At 74.5% G+C, this 16,417-nt stretch carries 16 protein-coding genes; 4 read left to right on the top strand and 12 right to left on the bottom strand.

From position 1 onward, the window contains the following. Window positions 1–197 precede the first annotated feature (197 nt). Window positions 198–818 carry an L-threonylcarbamoyladenylate synthase gene (locus ACPC54_RS35095; RefSeq protein ID WP_498970539.1) on the top strand — a complete coding sequence of 207 codons (621 nt, stop codon included), beginning with the start codon at window positions 198–200 and terminating at the stop codon, window positions 816–818. A 1-nt stretch (window position 819) separates the two neighbouring features. Here the strand turns inward: ACPC54_RS35095 and ACPC54_RS35100 are convergent, their stop codons facing one another. The 5 genes from ACPC54_RS35100 to galT form a co-directional block, all read right to left on the bottom strand. Next, a complete protein-coding gene (locus tag ACPC54_RS35100) occupies window positions 820–1,533 on the bottom strand; it encodes a hypothetical protein (protein ID WP_498970541.1) in 714 nt (237 codons plus the stop codon). Window positions 1,534–1,603: 70 nt separating this feature from the next. Beyond that, window positions 1,604–2,548, bottom strand: a complete 945-nt coding sequence (locus ACPC54_RS35105; protein WP_498970543.1) for a DMT family transporter — start codon at window positions 2,546–2,548, stop codon at window positions 1,604–1,606. Window positions 2,549–2,751: 203 nt separating this feature from the next. After that, complete coding sequence (locus ACPC54_RS35110) at window positions 2,752–3,351, bottom strand: hypothetical protein (protein ID WP_498970545.1); 600 nt, start codon at window positions 3,349–3,351, stop codon at window positions 2,752–2,754. Window positions 3,352–3,355: 4 nt separating this feature from the next. Next, complete coding sequence (gene galK / locus ACPC54_RS35115; RefSeq protein WP_498970547.1) at window positions 3,356–4,528, bottom strand: galactokinase; 1,173 nt, start codon at window positions 4,526–4,528, stop codon at window positions 3,356–3,358. Continuing rightward, window positions 4,525–5,652 carry a galactose-1-phosphate uridylyltransferase gene (galT, locus tag ACPC54_RS35120; protein ID WP_498970549.1) on the bottom strand — a complete coding sequence of 376 codons (1,128 nt, stop codon included), beginning with the start codon at window positions 5,650–5,652 and terminating at the stop codon, window positions 4,525–4,527. Before galT ends, galK begins: the two co-directional genes overlap by 4 nt. Before the next feature lie 112 nt (window positions 5,653–5,764). Between galT and ACPC54_RS35125 the strand changes: the two genes are divergently transcribed. Continuing rightward, window positions 5,765–6,574 carry a DeoR/GlpR family DNA-binding transcription regulator gene (locus ACPC54_RS35125; RefSeq protein ID WP_498970550.1) on the top strand — a complete coding sequence of 270 codons (810 nt, stop codon included), beginning with the start codon at window positions 5,765–5,767 and terminating at the stop codon, window positions 6,572–6,574. A gap of 73 nt (window positions 6,575–6,647) precedes the next feature. Here the strand turns inward: ACPC54_RS35125 and ACPC54_RS35130 are convergent, their stop codons facing one another. From ACPC54_RS35130 to ACPC54_RS35150, 5 genes are read right to left on the bottom strand one after another with little or no spacing between them, the layout of a single operon-like run. Next, complete coding sequence (locus ACPC54_RS35130; RefSeq protein ID WP_498970552.1) at window positions 6,648–7,682, bottom strand: LacI family DNA-binding transcriptional regulator; 1,035 nt, start codon at window positions 7,680–7,682, stop codon at window positions 6,648–6,650. Window positions 7,683–7,702: 20 nt separating this feature from the next. Next, entirely contained in the window at window positions 7,703–9,418 is a 1,716-nt protein-coding gene (locus tag ACPC54_RS35135) for a glycoside hydrolase family 36 protein (protein WP_498970554.1), read from the bottom strand. Between the two features lie 2 nt (window positions 9,419–9,420). Further along, a complete protein-coding gene (locus ACPC54_RS35140) occupies window positions 9,421–10,248 on the bottom strand; it encodes a carbohydrate ABC transporter permease (protein WP_498970556.1) in 828 nt (275 codons plus the stop codon). Further along, window positions 10,245–11,171, bottom strand: a complete 927-nt coding sequence (locus ACPC54_RS35145; protein ID WP_498970558.1) for a carbohydrate ABC transporter permease — start codon at window positions 11,169–11,171, stop codon at window positions 10,245–10,247. Before ACPC54_RS35145 ends, ACPC54_RS35140 begins: the two co-directional genes overlap by 4 nt. Further along, window positions 11,168–12,508 (bottom strand): extracellular solute-binding protein, encoded by a 1,341-nt coding sequence (locus ACPC54_RS35150; protein ID WP_498970560.1) that lies wholly within the window; start codon window positions 12,506–12,508, stop codon window positions 11,168–11,170. Before ACPC54_RS35150 ends, ACPC54_RS35145 begins: the two co-directional genes overlap by 4 nt. 353 nt (window positions 12,509–12,861) lie before the next feature. Between ACPC54_RS35150 and ACPC54_RS35155 the strand changes: the two genes are divergently transcribed. After that, window positions 12,862–13,950 carry a hypothetical protein gene (locus ACPC54_RS35155; protein ID WP_498970562.1) on the top strand — a complete coding sequence of 363 codons (1,089 nt, stop codon included), beginning with the start codon at window positions 12,862–12,864 and terminating at the stop codon, window positions 13,948–13,950. 6 nt (window positions 13,951–13,956) lie between these two features. Here ACPC54_RS35155 and ACPC54_RS35160 read toward each other — a convergent pair whose 3' ends face one another. Further along, window positions 13,957–14,556 carry an isochorismatase family protein gene (locus ACPC54_RS35160; protein WP_498970564.1) on the bottom strand — a complete coding sequence of 200 codons (600 nt, stop codon included), beginning with the start codon at window positions 14,554–14,556 and terminating at the stop codon, window positions 13,957–13,959. Window positions 14,557–14,671: 115 nt separating this feature from the next. Further along, window positions 14,672–15,178 carry a hypothetical protein gene (locus tag ACPC54_RS35165; RefSeq protein WP_498970566.1) on the bottom strand — a complete coding sequence of 169 codons (507 nt, stop codon included), beginning with the start codon at window positions 15,176–15,178 and terminating at the stop codon, window positions 14,672–14,674. 221 nt (window positions 15,179–15,399) lie between these two features. Here ACPC54_RS35165 and ACPC54_RS35170 point away from each other — a divergent pair, with 221 nt between their 5' ends. Beyond that, window positions 15,400–16,359, top strand: coding sequence for an ArsR/SmtB family transcription factor (locus ACPC54_RS35170; RefSeq protein ID WP_498970568.1), 960 nt, complete (start codon window positions 15,400–15,402; stop codon window positions 16,357–16,359). The last annotated feature ends 58 nt before the right edge of the window (window positions 16,360–16,417 follow it).

The raw sequence follows: 16,417 nt of genomic DNA on the forward strand, positions 1-16,417 counted from the left end.
CCATGGTCTGGCCGATGGTCGCGGCCGGCACCAGCAACGACGAGATCCAGTTCGCCAAGGGCGTCCGGCCCGACTTCGGCGACGACCTCGACTGAGCACGGCCCGGGCCGGCCCTCCCCGCGCGAAGGAGGGCCGGCCCGGGCCCGGGGCACCCGCGGCTACCCGGACCGGAGGCGGCGATGCCGTAGGGTCGCCCAATGGCCAAGTACTTCGACGTGCACCCCGAGTCCCCCCAGCCGCGCACCATCGGCACCGTGGCCGACAGCCTCCGCTCCGGCGCCCTCATCGCCTACCCGACCGACTCCTGCTTCGCCCTCGGCTGCCGGCTCGACAACCGCGACGGCCTCGACCGGATCCGCTCGATCCGGCGCCTCGACGAGCGCCACCACTTCACCCTGATGTGCGAGAACTTCGCGCAGCTCGGGCAGTTCGTCCAGCTCGACAACAACGTCTTCCGCGCCGTCAAGGCCGCGACGCCGGGCAACTACACCTTCATCCTCCCCGCCACCAAGGAGGTGCCCCGCCGGCTGATGCACCCGAAGAAGAAGACCGTCGGCGTCCGCATCCCCGACCACACCGTCACCCGCGCCCTGCTCGCCGCCCTCGGCGAACCGCTGCTCTCCAGCACCCTGATCCTCCCCGACGAGGACGAGCCGATGACCCAGGGCTGGGAGATCAAGGAGCGGCTCGACCACGTCCTCGACGCCGTCGTCGACTCCGGCGACTGCGGCACCGAACCGACCACCGTCGTCGACTTCTCCAGCGGCGAGGCCGAGATCGTCCGCTACGGCGCCGGCGACCCCACCCGCTTCGAGTGACTCAGGCGGCGGACGCCAGGACGTCGTGCAGAACGAGGAGTTGCTCCAGGACGGACTCCTCGTCCGTCCGGGCCACGGCGTCCTGGACGGCGGCCCGGAGGCCGGCGCCGCCCAGCCAGGCGGCGAAGGCCCGGTAGGCGGGGTCGTCCTCGCGCCAGTACGCGTTCCGCGGCTCCGGGCCGTTCGCCGTCACCAGCCCGTACAGGTGCGCGACGGCGCCCGGCGTCCCGAGCCGCGCCCACGCGGCCAGCCGCCCGTCGACGCCCCCCTCCTCGCCCCCCTCGGCGAGGGCGAGCGCGCACAGCACCGCCTCGGCGTCCCACCGCGCCCCGGCCGCGCCGAGCACCTCCGCCCACAGCGCGTCGAACACCCGCCGCAGGTACGGCGCCTCGGGCCAGTCCCGCCAGCCGGCCAGGGCGAGCTTGTGGCAGATCGACTCCAGGTCGGGGTGGACGAATTCCTGGGCGAGCGAGAGCTGCAGCAACCTCGGCGCGAAGTAGCGCAGATCGTCCGGCGCCCCCATCGTGCTCAGCACCGAAGCGCCGTACACCCCCAGCTCGTCCGGCCCGAGCCGCTCCCGCGGCGTCCCCAGCAGCGTCCCGACGACGACCCGCCCGTACCGGCAATCGCACGGGCAGGCATCGATCCGCCCCGGCCGCGCCGCGGCGGCGAAGGCGGCAGGGAGACCATCGACAAGATCCCGGAGTTTCGGCACGGACGCCATTCCATCACTCCGGGGCGGGCCGAAGGAGCGCCGAGCCCGGCCTTCCGGACTCGGCGCCTGGTCAACTCCCCGTACTCACCCGCGCCTCGGCGAGCGCGAGCCCGGCGATGGCGGTGAGCATCAGCGCCGTGCCGAGGACGGTGGCGGCCGTGAGGCGTTCGCCGAGGAGCAGTACGGCGAGCAGCGCCGCGCTGACCGGCTCGACGAGCATCACCACCGAGGCCGTGGCCGCCCGGACTGCGCCCGCCCCCGCGAAGTACAGCGGGTAGGCGAGCGCCGTCGTCACGGCGGCGACATAGAGCATCAGCAGCACGACCCGGCCCGGGTGCGCGGTGTGCGGCAGCAGGCCCTCGCCGCACGCCAGCGGCAGCATGACGGCGGCGCCGACGGCGAACGCCCCCACCGTGAGGGTGTACGGGTCCTCGCCGCTGCCGTGCCGCCCGGTCCAGCGGCCGAGCAGGTTGGAGGCGGCGAACCCGGCGGCGGACAGCAGCGCCAGGCCCAGGCCGACCGGGTGGACGACGCCCGCCCGGTTGCCCAGCACGAGGATCGCGAGCCCGGCCAACGCGCCGCCGACCGCGAGCAGCCCGCCGCACCCGACGCGCTCACCCAGGAACAGCCGCCCACCGGCGGCGGTGAGCACGGGCGCCGCACCGAGCGTGACGATGGTGCCCACGGCCACCCCGGTGTCCCGGACGGCGGCGAAGTAGGCGGTCTGGAACACGGCCAGCGCGAGTCCGGTGCCCCCGAACAGCAGCGCCCGGTCGCGGAGCGGCTGCCGCGCCCGGGAGGCGGTGCGGGCCGGGCGCAGGACACGGGCGGCGAGCAGCAGGGCCACACCGCTCACGAGGCGCCAGAACGAGACGGCCGCGGGCCCGAAGTCACCGGACCGGTAGACGACGTCCACGGCGGCCCCGGTGGTGCCCCAGGTGACGCCCGCGAACGCCAGACAGGCGAGGCCGCGGCGCACGGGGGCAGGGGTGATGACAACAGCGGTTTTCGACACGGAAAGGTTCTCCAGACGGAGCAGATCGGTCGTGGTCTCGCGTCTGCGGGTACGACCGAACAGCGCGTCACGGCGGCCCGAACCGGCCCGCCCGCGCGCCGTTGTCGACGGCGACCCGCCTCAGAGGACGGGCGGCGACAGGACTGCTGCGGAGAACATGCCCTCCACTCTACGGCCCCGGGGGCAGGGGCTCCAGAGTCGATCTAGGAGGCCTGGCCGCTCGGCTGCTCGAAGTCGGCGATCATCGCCGGGTCGTCGGCGGCGCCGGATTCGGGCCAGGGGGTGGTGCCGGTGACGCCGAGGTCGGTGCGCATCGCCTCCCGGGTGGCCCGGATCAGGGGCCAGAGGGCGTGCTGGGCCTCGGCGGCGGAGCGCAGGGTCTCGCCGGGGCGGGGGTTGCCCTGTTCGATGCGCTTGGTCTGGCCGTAGACCCTGGTCAGGGCGTCGTTCAGGGTGTTGGCCGGGCCGATCACGGTGTCGGGGGCGGTCATCAGGGTCTCGGACCAGCGGTCCCGGTGGGCGTCCTTCGCCCGCTCCAGCGCCTGGACGTCCTCGTCCCCGGGCGCGCGGTCCCGCAGGACGTAGAGGTGGCGGCTGAGCGCGGTGGCGAACTGGCGGGCGTCGCGGTGGAGTTCGGTGTAGCAGCGGCGCCGCAGTTCGCGGTTCTCGCGGCGCTCCTGGATGGCGTGGCTCATCTCCAGCTCACGCTTCTTGACCCGGTCGGCGCCGCGCTGGGTGAGCAGCGCGCCGCCCAGCGTGCCCGCCACCCCGGTCATCGCGATCAGTACCGCCCCCACGTCCATGGGCTCACCCTAGCCGCCGCGCGCCCTGGGACGGGACGGCGGTGAGGGTGCGGGGTTCGGCGTAACCCGCGATGCGGAAGGCGGTGGCCACGGCGGCGGCGACGCGGTCGGTGTCCGCCGCGTCGACGAGGGCGATGACGGAGCCGCCGAAGCCGCCGCCGGTCATCCGGGCGCCGTGGGCCCCGGCGGCGACGGCGGCGTGGACGGCGAGGTCGGTCTCCGGGCAGGAGACCCGGTAGTCGTCGCGCAGGGAGGCGTGTCCGGCGGTGAGGATCGGGCCGAGTGCGGTGAGGTCGCCGGCGTCGAGGCACCCGACCGCGGTTTCGACGCGCGCGTTCTCGGTGACCACGTGCCGCACCAACGGCCGCAGCTCGGCCGGGAGTTGCGCCAGGGCGCCGGCGAGGCCGGAGGGGTCGAGCGAGCGCAGGGCGGGCAGCCCGAGCAGGGCGGCGGCCCGTTCGCAGCCGGCCCGCAGGGCGGCGTAGGCGCCGTCGCCGAGGTCGTGCTTGACCCGGGTGTCGAGGACGAGCAGCGCGAGCCCGGCGCCGGCCAGGTCCACCGGAACCTGACGGATCGTCAGATCCCGGCTGTCGAGGAAGAGCGCGGCGCCCGGGCGGCAGCACATCGACGCCATCTGATCCATGATCCCGCAGGGGACGCCGACGAAGGCGTTCTCGGCCCGCTGGGCGAGCAGCGCCAGCTCGGGGGCCGAAAGGCCCAGCCGGTACAGGTCGTTGTACGCGGCGGCGACCGCGCACTCCAGGGCGGCGGAGGAGGACAGCCCGGCACCGCTCGGCACGTCGCTGTCGAGCCGCAGGTCGGCTCCGCCGACCCGGTGCCCGGCGTCCCGCAGCGCCCACACCACGCCGGCCGGGTAGCCGGCCCAGCCGGGCACCGCCCCCGGCGCCAACCCGTCCACCCGCAGTTCGACAGCCGCACCGCCGCCCTGGGCGGACCAGAGGCGCAGCAGCCCGTCGTCGCGTCGGCGGGCCTGGGCGCGGACGGTCTGCGGGAGGGCGACAGGGAGGACGAACCCACCGTTGTAGTCGGTGTGTTCGCCGATCAGGTTGATCCGGCCGGGGGCGGCCCACTCCCCCTCGGGCTGCTGCCCGTACAACTCCGCGAAGGCGGGGGCGGGGGCGGAAGCCGGGGCGGAAGCGGGGGCGAAGGTGTTCACGTGGTGACCTCCCGCAGCCGACGGGCCGCGTGCTCGGGGGTGACGTCGTTGATGAAGGCGTCCATGCCGGATTCGGTGCCGGCCAGGTACTTGAGTTTGTCGGCGGTGCGCCGGACGGTGAACAGCTCCAGGTGCAGGGCGAGTTCGTCCCGCTGGTCGGCCGGCGCCTGGTGCCAGGCGGAGATGTACGGGGTGCGGCCGGCGGCGCCGAAGAGCCGGTCGAAGCGGCGCAGCAGCTCCAGGTAGAGGGCGGGGAACTCGGCGCGCTGCGGCTCGTCCAGGGCGGTCAGGTCGGGCACCCGGCGGTGCGGGTACAGGTGGACCTCGTACGGCCAGCGGGCGGCGTACGGGACGAAGGCCGTCCAGTGCCGGCCGGCGAGCACGACGCGTTCGCCGTGGGCGCGTTCGGCGGCGAGCAGGTCGTCGAAGAGGTTCCGGCCGGTGGCGGCGCGGTGGTCGGCGGCGCGGGCGGCGGTGCGGGCGGTGCGCGCGGTGGTGAACGGGAAGGCGTAGACCTGGCCGTGCGGGTGGGCGAGGGTGACGCCGATCTCGGTGCCGCGGTTCTCGAAGCAGTAGACCTGCCGGACGCCGGGCAGGGCGGCGAGTTCGGCGGTGCGGTCGGTCCAGGCGTCGAGGACGAGGCGGGCGCGCGGCTCGTCGAGGTCGGCGAAGGAGGCGTCGTGGTCGGCGGTGAAGCAGACCACCTCGCAGCGGCCGCCGCCGGGGCCGCCGGCCCACAGTCCGCCTTCGGCGCCGGCGAGTTCGGCGGGCGGCGGGCCGGCCAGGGAGGGGAAGCGGTTCTCGAAGACGGCGACCTGGTAGTCGTCGGCCGGGATCTCGCTGAGCCGCCCGTCGCGGGACGGGCAGAGCGGGCACTCGTCGGCGGGCGGGTGGTAGGTGCGGGCCTGGCGGTGGGCGGCGATGGTGACCCAGTCGCCGGTGGCCGGGTCGAGTCGGATCTCGGACCGCGCCGCCGGGCCGTCCGGCGGCGGGGGGTCGAGCGGCCGCCGGTCGACGGCGTCCCGGGGGACGGCGGCGCCGCGGTCGTAGTAGATCAGCCGGCGCCCGTCGGCCAGAGTGGTGACGGTCCTGGCGGTGGGCTGGGGCAGGGTCGTCCCGCGCATGGCCTGCTTCCTCTTCACGGAAGTCCTGGGATTCACTGGATTCAACAGAAAGCTACAATCTCAAACATTATCCGCCATGACCACACGTCGTAACGGCCAGGGGAGGCCTCCGATGGCTGACAGTGCCCAACCGCTCGCCGGGCAGCGCCGCGCGCTGATCCTGGACCAGGTCCGCGCGCGCGGCGGGGTCCGGGTGACGGAGCTGGTCCGCGACCTGGGCGTGTCCGACATGACGGTCCGCCGCGACCTGGACGCGCTGGCCCGCCGCGGCCTGGTGCACAAGGTGCACGGCGGCGCGGTGCGGATCGACGCCCCGGCGAGCGGCGAGCCGGGGTTCGAGACCAAGGCGCACTGGCAGCTGCCCGCCAAGGAGGCGATCGCCCGGGCGGCGGCCGCGCTGGTGCCGCCCGGTTCGGCGGTCGGGCTGGCGGCCGGGACGACGACCTACGCCGTGGCCCGGCAGCTGCGCGCCGTCGAGGGCCTCACCGTGGTCACCAACTCGCTGCGGATCGCCGAGCTGCTCGAACAGCCCGACGAGGACGGCACGCCCGCCACCGCGACGGTGATCCGCACCGGCGGGGTCCGCACGCCCTCGGACGCGCTGGTCGGGCCGGTGGCGGACCAGGCGATCCGCTCGCTGCACGTCAACGTGCTGGTCCTGGGCTGCCACGGCCTGTCCGCCGAGACCGGGCTGACCACCCCGAACCTGGCCGAGGCGGAGACCAACCGGAGCTTCCTCCAGTCGGCCCGCCGGGTGGTCGTGGTGGCGGACCACACCAAGTGGGACGCGGTCGGGCTGGCGTCCTTCGCGACGCTGGACCAGTTGGACGTGCTGGTCACGGACGACGCGCTGCCGGCCGAGCAGCGGGAGGCGGCGGCCCGGCTGGTCGGCGAGCTGATCGTCGCACCGGCCACGGGCTGACCCGCCAGGATCCGCAAGCGAGGACCCAGGGCCCGTCTTCGAACCCCCGCAGACGGGGGTTCGAAGACGGGCCCTAGCCACTGCTCCCCCGCACCACCAGCTCCCCGGCCAGCTCCGTCCCCGCCGCCGGCGCCGCCTCCCCCCGCACCTGCCCGAGCAGCCGCCCGACCAGCTCGGCGGCGATCGTCCGCAGCGGCAGCCGCACCGAGGTCAGCGCGGGGTGCAGATGGCGGCAGAGCGGCGTGTCGTGGAAGCCGGTGACGGCGATCCCGTGCGGCCCGACCGTCAGCCCCTCGGCCCGGACGGCCTCGTACGCGTCCAGCGCCAGCAGGTCGCTGCTCGCCGCGAGGGCGGTCGGCCGGTCGGGGCCGCGCAGCAGCGCCCGTACGGCGGTGACCGTGGCCGGGCCGGCCGCCGCCCCGGCCACGGTCACCGCCGACAGTCCCGACCGGCGCGCCTCGGCGAGGAAGCCCGCCCGCCGCGCCGCCATCCAGGGGAGGTCCTCGTCGGCCCCCAGGTACCCGATCCGCCGGTGCCCGAGCGCCGCGAGATGGCGCACCACGGCGGCCATCGCCGCGTCGTTGGCGATGTCCACCCAGTGCTGCGGCTCGCCCGGCCCGGTGCGGCCGAATGCGACGAAGGGCAGGCCGAGCCGGGTGACGTGCCCGATCCGGGCGTCCTCGCCCAGCACGTCGGCCAGCACCAGCCCGTCGACCTGCCGGGCGGCGACCAGTTCGTCGATGGCCGACCTCGGGTCGGCCTTCGGCGGGACGGGCCGGAACAGCAGCACCCGCTGCCCCTGCTCCCCGGCCGCGTCGACCAGGGCCTCCAGGAAGCCGGCCATCAGCGGGTTGGGGTCGAAGGGGTCGTCCACCGGGGCGAGGTAGCCGAGGGCGTGCCGGGCGCCGCTGCGCAGCGAGCGGGCGGACTGGTCCGGCCGGTAGCCGAGTTCGCGGATCGCCGCGGTCACCCGGGCCAGCGTCGACGGGCGGACCCGCTGCGGGGCGTTGAGCGCGTTGGACACGGTCTGCCGGGAGACCCCGGCGGCCCGGGCGACCTCCTCGATGGTGGCGGCGGCGCGGCGCGGTGGGTGTGCTCGCTCGGGCATCGGGTCCTCCCCCACGTCGGTCAGCGGCGGCGCAGCGTCAGCAGCCCGCCGCGCGGCACCCACAGCACGTCCGCCCCGCCGAGCTCGATCTCGCCCTGCCGGACGATACGCCCCCGGGCGTCCTGCACGGTGACGGCGGCCGGGCCGCTGCCGCCCGTCAGCCGGACGTCCGGGTCGGCGTCGGCGTTGGCGACCAGCAGGGTGTGCCAGGGGTCGCCGCCGGCGTCCACCGGCAGCGCCGCGTACCGGGCGACGGCGCGCGTCCCGTCGCCGAGCGCGGTGACCAGCGGGTAGCCGAGGTCGGGCCGGGCCGGGCGCAGTTCGCCGAGCTGCAGTGTGGCGAGGTGGGTGCGGAAGACGCCGAGCCAGAACGCGATCGCCTCGCGCTGCGCGTCGCTCTGCGCGGCGAGGTCGACGGACACCTGGGGGACGGCGAACAGCACGTTGATCAGGTGGCAGGCGATCTGCTCGGGCGGCTCGGCCGGGTGCCACATCAGCATGTCGGAGTGGACCGGGACGGGCCCGGCGGCGAGCCGCAGGTCGACGGTGCGCTGCCGGTTCTCCTGTGGGCTGAGCGGGCAGTCGGTGGCGCGGACCATGGTGACGTACGGCCACAGGCCCGGGCTGACGTACGGCTGGCGGTGTTCGACCATCGCCTCGGGGTTCGCGGCGGTGATCCGGCGGCGGATGGCGGCGAGGAGGCGTTCCACGCCCTCGTCGACGCTCGCGCAGTCCGCCTCGGGGCCGGGCTCGCCCGGCTCGGAGGCCCGGGAGAACCAGTCGACGAAGTCGACCTTGAGCCCGTCCATGCCCCATTCCTCGACGGCGCGGGCGAGCCGGCCGGTGAGGAACTCGCGGACCTCGGGGTAGCGCGGGTCGGCGACGATCGCGCCCATGTGCGGCGCCTCGGCGAGGGCGTAGCGGCCGAGCTTCTCGAAGGCGGCGCTGTCCTCGCCGATGAACGGCAGCGCGTACCAGAGCAGGTAGCGCACGCCGAGTTCGTGCACCCGGCGCACGTGCGCGGCGGTGCCGGGCAGCGAGACGGGCTCCCAGTCGCCGCAGTGGGCGTAGCCGCGGGTGCGGTCGGCGGTCATCCAGCCGTCGTCCACGATGATGACGTCCAGGCCGAGCTGCTTGCCGAGCGCGGCCTGGGTCTCGACCCGCTCGGGGGTGACGTCCTGGTGCATCGCGTACCAGGTGGAGTAGGCGGGGCGGCGGGCGGCGTCGGGGATGTCGGCGGTGCGGCCGTTCCCCCACCAGGTGGCGAGGTCGGCGAGGCACTGGGCGAAGTGCCGCCGGGAGGTGTCGATCCGGACGGTGAGCCGGCCGGCGGCCTGCGCCCAGAACCGGAACTCGCCGGTCTCCTCGACGACTCCGGCCCCGGCCAGGACGTCGGGCCGCTCGGCGGCGAAGGCGCAGACGGCGAGGTCGCCGGTGCCGACCAGCGCGGCGATCGGGGCGCCGACGGCCAGGCCGGTGCGGCGCGGGGCGCTCCAGGCGGCGGGCAGCCAGCCGGTGCCGCGCGGTTCGGGGGTCCACAGGGCGGTGGCGTCCACGCAGGGCAGCCGCCATTCGATCCGTACCTCGCCGGGGCCTTCGGCACTCACCTCGACCACGCCGTCCGCGACCGTGCGCGCGGTGGCCTCCCCGCTCACCCGCAGCGCCAGGTCCCCGGCGTACAGCGGGCGCAGGCCGCCGGCGGGGGCGGGGGCGTGCGGCTCCCAGATGTCGGTCATGCTCAGCCTTTCGTCGCGCCGGCCAGCAGGCCGGAGATGAACTGCCGCTGGAGGACCAGGAAGAGGACCATCATCGGCAGGGTGGACAGCGCGGTGCCGGCGAGGATCGCGCCGTAGTCGGTGGTGTTCTGGTTGCCCTGCAGGGTCGCCAGGGCGACCGGCAGGGTGTGCATCTCCGGGCTCCGCAGGGCGACAAGCGGCCAGACGAACTGGTTCCACGAGCCCAGGAAGAGGAAGATGGCGAGCGCGGCCAGCACCGGGCGCATGACCGGGACGACGACGCTCCACAGCACCCGGAACTCGCCCGCGCCGTCCACCCGGGCGGCGTCCAGGAGTTCGTCCGGCAGGCCGCTCAGCGACTGGCGCATCAGGAAGATCGCGAACGGCACGCACAGGCCGGGCAGGATCAGCGCCTGGTAGGTGTCGAGCAGGCCGAAGTTCATCATCATCTTGAACAGCGGTACCAGCATGACCTGTTCGGGCACCACGAGGGTGGAGAGCAGCACCCCGAACAGCAGCGTCCGGCCGCGGAAGCGGAACTTGGCGAAGGCGTACCCGGCGAGCAGGGCGACGACGAGCGCGCCGACGGTCTGGACGCCCGCCACCAGCAGGGAGTTGCCGAGGACGCGGAGCAGGCCGATCCGGCGGTCGAGCCGGTGCAGGTTGTCGCCGAGGCTGTCGCCGGGCGACAGGCTGGGCGGCCAGTCGAAGATCTCGGTGTCCTTGCGCGTGGTGGAGATCAGCATCCAGTAGAACGGGGCGATCGACAGGCCGGTGACGGCGGCCAGCAGGAAGGTCAGCGGCCAGCCGCGCAGTTTGCTGAGTCTCATCGCTCGCGTTCCCCCATCAGGCGCATCTGGACCGCGCCGAGCACCGACACCAGCAGGGTGAGCGCGTAGGCGATGGCGGAGGCGTAGCCGAAGTCGAAGTAGCGGAAGCCGTTCTGGTACAGGTACATGGAGACGGTCAGGGTCGCGTTGTCGGGGCCGCCGCCGGTCAGCACGTACGGCTCGTCGAAGAGCTGGAGCGTGCCGATGGTGGACAGCACGACCGTGAACAGCAGCAGCGGGCGCAGCGCGGGGACGGTGATCGCGGTGAAGCGGCGGACCGGCCCGGCGCCGTCGACCATCGCGGCCTCGTACAGCTCCCGGGGGATGGACTGCAGCCCGGCCAGGTAGATGACGGCGTTGTAGCCGGTGTAGTGCCAGCTGAGGACGAGCACGACGGCCATCCGGGCCCAGAACGGCTGGCCGAGCCAGTCGACGGCGGGCAGGCCGACCGCCTCCAGCAGCCGGTTGACGGCGCCGTCCTCGGTGCGGAGCAGGAAGGAGAACATCACGCCGGTGGCGACCAGGCCGGTGACGGCGGGCATGAAGATGCCGAGCCGCCAGACCGCGCGCCAGCGCACCAGGGCGGAGTTGATGCCGACCGCCATCAGCAGGGCGAGCGCCAGCATCAGCGGGACCTGCACGACCAGCATCTCGCCGGTGTTGCGCAGCGCCGTCCAGAACAGCGGGTCGTCCAGCAGGCGGCGGTAGTTGGCGAGGCCGTCGGCATGGCCGGCGGCGCCGTTGCCGGTGGTGAAGGAGAGCAGCAGCGAGTCGACGATCGGGTAGGCCTTGAACACGCCGAAGGTGACCAGGGCCGGGGCGAGCAGCAGGTACGGCAGGGCGGTGCGGCGCCACCGGGGGCCGCGGCGGGCCGGTGCGCGTTCCTCGGCGAGGGGGGCGGCGGGCGTGGTGAGGGCGGTCATGCGATGGTGCGTCCGGTCTGCTGGGCGAGCTGCTTGGCGGCGTCCTGGAGGACGGCGGCCGGGTCGGCGCCCTTGAGGAACACCTTGGTCTGGGCGTCGCTGGCGAGCTTGAGGGCGCGGGCGTAGTCGCCGGAGTAGTTGGTGGGGTCGCCGCCGTCGGCGGCGAGGTCGGCGAAGGTCTTCAGGACCGGCTGGCCGCCGTAGTAGGCGCTGGGCGCGGCGTACATCGGGTCGGTGTAGGCGGTGGTGAGGGCGGGGAAGACGCCGCCGGCGGTGAACATGCTGTTGACGGAGGCGGGGCGGGTGAGCGCGTACTCGACGAACTTCCAGGCGGCGCGGCGGCGCGGGCTGGAGGCGGCGACGGCCAGGTGGGTGGAGTTGACCAGGGCGGCGCGCTTGCCGCCCGGGGTGACGGCCGGGGGCTTGGCGAGGCGCCAGTTGCCGCTCTGGTCGGCGAACTTGCTCTCCAGGTAGTGCGCGGCCCAGGCGGGCATCGGGGCGACGGCGAGCTTGCCGGCCTTCATCAGGGTGGACCAGCCCTGGGCACCGGGGGCGTCGGCGACCAGCCCGGTGTCGTCCAGGCGCTTGAGGGTGCTCAGGGCGCGGACGTCCGCCTCGGAGCCGAGGGTGATCTTCCCCTGGAGGTCGAAGTAGAAGGCGCCCTGGAGCTGCATGAGGGACTGCACGAAGTCCAGGTCGGGGTCGGGGTTCGCGGCCTTGTTGATGCCGAGGAGGGAGATGCCCGGGTTGGCGGCCTTGAAGCGGTCGGCGACGGCGAGCAGGTCGTCCCAGGTGGCGAAGGTCGTGGGGTCGATCCCGGCCTTGTCGAAGTAGTCCTTGCGGTAGAAGAAGCCGAGCGGGTTGGCCTCCCAGGGCAGCGCGTAGGCGTGGCCGTCCTTGCCGGTGACGACCGGCCACAGGCCCTTGGCGAACTTGTCCCGGTGCGCGTCGGCGCCGAAGGCGGAGAGGTCGGCGAGGCCGCCGGGGAACTTCTCCAGGTAGCCGGGCAGGTAGTCGCAGCCGATGTGCAGCACGTCGCCGAGGCCCTGGCCGCCGGCCGCGAGGCCGACGGTGATCTTGTCCCAGATGGCCGGGTTGCCGATGTCCTGGACGTCGACCTTGATCCCCGGGTTGTCCTTCTCGAACGCCGGGACGACGCCGCGCAGGGCGGCGGCGGCCGTGGCCCAGGACCAGACGGTGACGGTGCCGGTCTCGGCGTCCCCGCCGGAGGCGCCGCCCGAGCCGGAGCCGCAGGCCGCGAGGGTGCCGCCGGCGGCCAGGGCCAGCAGGCCGGCTCCGGAGGCGCGGAGCAGGTCGCGACGGGAAAGGTGTGACATTGCATTCCTCTCGGTGGGGCGGCGCGGGAGGGCGAGGTGCGAGGGGGTGGGCGGGCGCCTGGGTGGTGACGGGAGTGCGATTTGAACGTTCAAACACACAAAACAAACCAGAACCAAACAGGTTCGAACGAGCGGGACACAGCAAAACCCCACGCTCCCCACGCCGTCAAGACCCGCGCACCGGACGGCCGGCTCCGCAACCGTTCCGTTACCGGCGCGGCGCGCGTCCCGCGGCCGGTCGCCAGGCCCGCCTCGGCGCACCCTTCGCGACGCACCGCGCGGGGAAGCACGCGGGCCGGCCGGTGAGTTGATCGTGGCCCCCGCGGAGGTGACGGATCGCTAGGCTGCTCGCCATGACACAGACGCTCCCGTCCCCGATCACCGAGGCGGCCGCGCTGACCGACGCCGGCCCCGGATTCCAGCGGTACGAGCTGGGCCCCGCCGTGGTCGCGACGGGGCCGGACGCCACCGTCGTCATCGTCGAGGCCGGGGACCGCCCCGGGGTCAGCGGCGTGCAGAACGACACCAGCGTCCTGCTGCCCGGCGCCGCCCTGCCGGCCCTCCACCCGCGGCTCGTCCACCCGGCCGAGTGGCCCGTCCGGGTCTTCGCCCGGCTCGACGGCGGCTGCCTGCCGCTCGGCCCGGCGATCGCCGCCCGGGCCCCGTCCGCGCCCGCCGACGGGCGGAGCGTCGAGCTGCGGTTCGAACAGCCCCTGCACCGCGAGCTGTTGGACACCGTACGGCCGGTCCCCGCGCCCGGTCCGGTGCCGGGAGTGGACTGGGTGGACCAGGTGGAGGTGCAGCCGCTGCAGGCCCTGGAGGCCTTCGCCCTCGGCTGGTTCCCGGCCGAGAACGCGCCCGGCCCGGCACCCGAACTCGACGGCCTGCCCCAGGCGTTGGCCGCCTACCACCACCTGGCCCGGCTCCGCCCGGCCCTGCTCCGGTTCCGCGATCCGATGCTGGAACGGCCCCGCCGGGCCTCCGGGCCGCTGGGCGGCCGGCTGGTGTTCGCCGAGTGGCTCGGCGGCGGGATGGACTGGTCCGTCCCGTGGCCGCCGGAGGGCCCCGGCAAGGCCGACCCCCGGGTGTGGCACACCGAGGACCCGTACGGCGAGCCCGAGACGACCGTCGAGGCCGAGCCGCTGAGCCGCTTCCTGCTGCAGTTCACCCTCTACGAGGCACTGGCCGGCGCGCCTTACCAGGCCTGGGCGTCGAGCACGCCGCTCGCGCGGCTCGACCCGCTGCTGCGCCTGCTGCGGCCCGTCCCGCTGGGCCCGTTCCTGCCGGCGTACACCGCCGAACGGTTCCACGTCGCGCCCGGGCTGCTCGCGAAGGTCAGCAGCGACGAGCACCACGCCGTCGTCACCTTCGGTGCACTTCACCGCGCCGCGTTGACGCCGCTGCTCGCACACGGGTTCAGCTGGTCCCGCTTCGACGGGTGACTGCTGTCAGGCGTGCGCCTCCACCACCGGCGCGCCCGTCAACTCGACTCCGGCTTCCAGTAGTTCGGTGATCGCGGCGGCCGTGGAGTGTGGCGCCACGCCGGCCGTGTAGTCGAGCAGGACCCGGGTGGCGAAGCCGGCCCGGACGGCGTCCAGGGCGGTGGCCTTCACGCAGTGGTCGGTGGCGATGCCGACCACGTCCACGGCGTCCACCCCCCGGTCGTGCAGCCAGTCGGCGAGCGGGGTGCCGTCCTCGGAGAAGCCCTCGAAGCCGCTCTTGGAGGCGGAGTGGCGGCCCTTGAAGAACACCTCGTCCACGGCCCCGGCCTCGACGGCGGGCGCGAAGGCCGAGTGGAACTCGCTGCCGTCGCTGCCCGCCACGCAGTGCACCGGGAAGGAGTGGTCGAAGTCGGGGTGCTCGGAGAAGTGGTCGCCGGGGTCGATGTGATGGTCGCGGGTGGCGATCACCCGTGTCCAACTGCCGCGCTCGGGGCCCTGGATCAACTCGGCGATCGCCCGCGCCCGATCGGCACCGCCGCCCACCGGGACGTTCCCGCCCTCACAGAAGTCCCGCTGTACATCCACCACGATCAGCGCACGCGTCATCGGCCGGCCCTTTCGCCAGAAATCGCTACGGAGAGACGAATCGCGCGCCCAGCTTGCCGGTCGACCGACCGCGGACGAAGCAACCGGCGGACGGTTCACCCGAACGGGCCCGTTGCTACCCGCCCGGGCCGGGCGGGCACACGTGCGCGTGCTCCCGGGCGTGCACGGAGTAGAGCAGCCCGGCGGGCTCGCCGTCGTCCGTGGTGAAGGTGAACTCGACCGTCAGGTCCGGCCGTCCGCCGACCTCGACCCCCATCGCGAACGAGTCCGCGCTCTCCCTGGTCCGGCGCCAGTGGACCCCGGCCCCGGCCAGCGCCCGCGCCAGCTCCGCGAAGCGGACGGCGGCCGGCACCGTGTCGAACTCCCCCGCCCGGCCGGCCGGCACCCGGACCTCCTCGTACCAGGTCCGCATCGAGACGGCGTTGACGACCTGGCACCCGCAGGCCTCGACCACCACGTCGCCGAACATGTACCACTGCGGCCAGGGCCGCTCGTCGAACAGGCGCCCGCCCCGCTGGACCGGCCCCAGCGCGGCGACCGCGTCCGCCAGCGCGCCCAGCGGCCGCACCCCGCTCGGCCCTCCCGACGCCCCGAACTCCGTCAACACCCCCACGAGCTTCATCCGCCCAGTATCGGGCACGCGCGTTCGGCCACGCGCGCGGGAAGTCGGCCGAGCCGACTTCCCGCGCACCCCCCGGCCCCGCCCCGCCCGGCAGCCGACCGGGCTGTGGGGGAAGCCCGGTCGACTGTCAGCAGGTGCATGGTGGCGGCTCGGGCCGCCCCGGCGCCAGCTATTCGCCGCTGCGCCTCATTGTTGAAAACCTCCCCACCTCAACCGCGTACATGACACCATCTGTCGTGCTCGAAATCCGCTTCGGAGTGTCCGACCTGGCGCACGTCCGGTTCGCCGTCTCCCCCATGGACCACGTGCTGGGCGGCGCGGCGGGCCCGCAGCACTCCTGCAGCCGCGCCTCCGTCGACCGCAGGCGCTGGTGGTGCCACGTGAAGGGCCGCATCCCCCTGCGCGCGGCCCCCTACCTCGACCTCGTCAACGCGAGCGCGCTCGGCGTGCCGCTCTTCCTGACCAGCGACGCCGCCCCGGCGACCCTCGCCGACGAACTCGACACGATGCTCGCCACTCCCGAAACCGAGCTCCGGCAGTCGCTGGAGATGTACGGCACCGGGCCCCATCTGCCGCGCATCATCGACGAGTTGCGCGACGGCGGCACCCGCCGCCTGCGTCGGGTCGCCGACGCCGCCTGGGCCCTGCACCGGGCCTGCCTCGCCCCGGACTGGCCCGACATCGAGCGCGCCCTGCGCGCCGACATCGCCCAACGCTCGCGCGTCATGGCCGAGTCGGGGATCGGCACGATGCTGTCCCGGCTCCACCCGGACCTGTCCTGGCAGGACGAGGGCGTCCTGCGCTACGACAATCCCGAGTGGCAGCTCGCCTACGACCTCGGCGGCCGGGGCCTGGAGCTGCGCCCGAACCTCTTCCTCGCCGGCCCGACCGCGCCGCTCGCCGAGAACCGGCAGCCGGCCCTGATGTACCCGGCCGGCACCCGCCCGGCCCGCCGCGGGGACGCCCTCACCACCCTCGTCGGCCCCGCCCGCGCCCGCACCCTGCGCGCGATCGCCCAGGAGCCCTGCACCACACGCCGACTGGCCGAACGTCTCAACGTCTCCCCGCCCACCGCCTCCGCCCACGCCACCGCGCTCCGCGAGGCCGGCGCCATCACCACCGAACGCCGCGGCCGCGAGGTCCGACACAGCCTCACCGCGTTCGGCCACGGCCTCCTCTGAGCACCGGGCGCGGTCGCCGGCCGCGCCCCTGAACCGGCATCAGCCGAGGCCACCCTGC

The sequence above is a fragment of the Kitasatospora sp. NPDC094028 genome (assembly GCF_049543595.1).
Lineage (GTDB): Bacteria > Actinomycetota > Actinomycetes > Streptomycetales > Streptomycetaceae > Kitasatospora.

Coding starts and splice junctions, on each gene's coding strand:
- ACPC54_RS35095 (WP_498970539.1), top strand. CDS start 198: ATGGCCAAGTACTTCGACGTGCACCCCGAGTCCCCCCAGCCGCGCACC.
- ACPC54_RS35135 (WP_498970554.1), bottom strand. CDS start 9,418: ATGACCGACATCTGGGAGCCGCACGCCCCCGCCCCCGCCGGCGGCCTG.
- ACPC54_RS35165 (WP_498970566.1), bottom strand. CDS start 15,178: ATGAAGCTCGTGGGGGTGTTGACGGAGTTCGGGGCGTCGGGAGGGCCG.
- ACPC54_RS35160 (WP_498970564.1), bottom strand. CDS start 14,556: ATGACGCGTGCGCTGATCGTGGTGGATGTACAGCGGGACTTCTGTGAG.
- ACPC54_RS35110 (WP_498970545.1), bottom strand. CDS start 3,351: ATGGACGTGGGGGCGGTACTGATCGCGATGACCGGGGTGGCGGGCACG.
- ACPC54_RS35155 (WP_498970562.1), top strand. CDS start 12,862: ATGACACAGACGCTCCCGTCCCCGATCACCGAGGCGGCCGCGCTGACC.
- ACPC54_RS35170 (WP_498970568.1), top strand. CDS start 15,400: ATGACACCATCTGTCGTGCTCGAAATCCGCTTCGGAGTGTCCGACCTG.
- ACPC54_RS35125 (WP_498970550.1), top strand. CDS start 5,765: ATGGCTGACAGTGCCCAACCGCTCGCCGGGCAGCGCCGCGCGCTGATC.
- ACPC54_RS35150 (WP_498970560.1), bottom strand. CDS start 12,508: ATGTCACACCTTTCCCGTCGCGACCTGCTCCGCGCCTCCGGAGCCGGC.
- ACPC54_RS35145 (WP_498970558.1), bottom strand. CDS start 11,171: ATGACCGCCCTCACCACGCCCGCCGCCCCCCTCGCCGAGGAACGCGCA.
- galT (WP_498970549.1), bottom strand. CDS start 5,652: ATGCGCGGGACGACCCTGCCCCAGCCCACCGCCAGGACCGTCACCACT.
- ACPC54_RS35140 (WP_498970556.1), bottom strand. CDS start 10,248: ATGAGACTCAGCAAACTGCGCGGCTGGCCGCTGACCTTCCTGCTGGCC.
- ACPC54_RS35130 (WP_498970552.1), bottom strand. CDS start 7,682: ATGCCCGAGCGAGCACACCCACCGCGCCGCGCCGCCGCCACCATCGAG.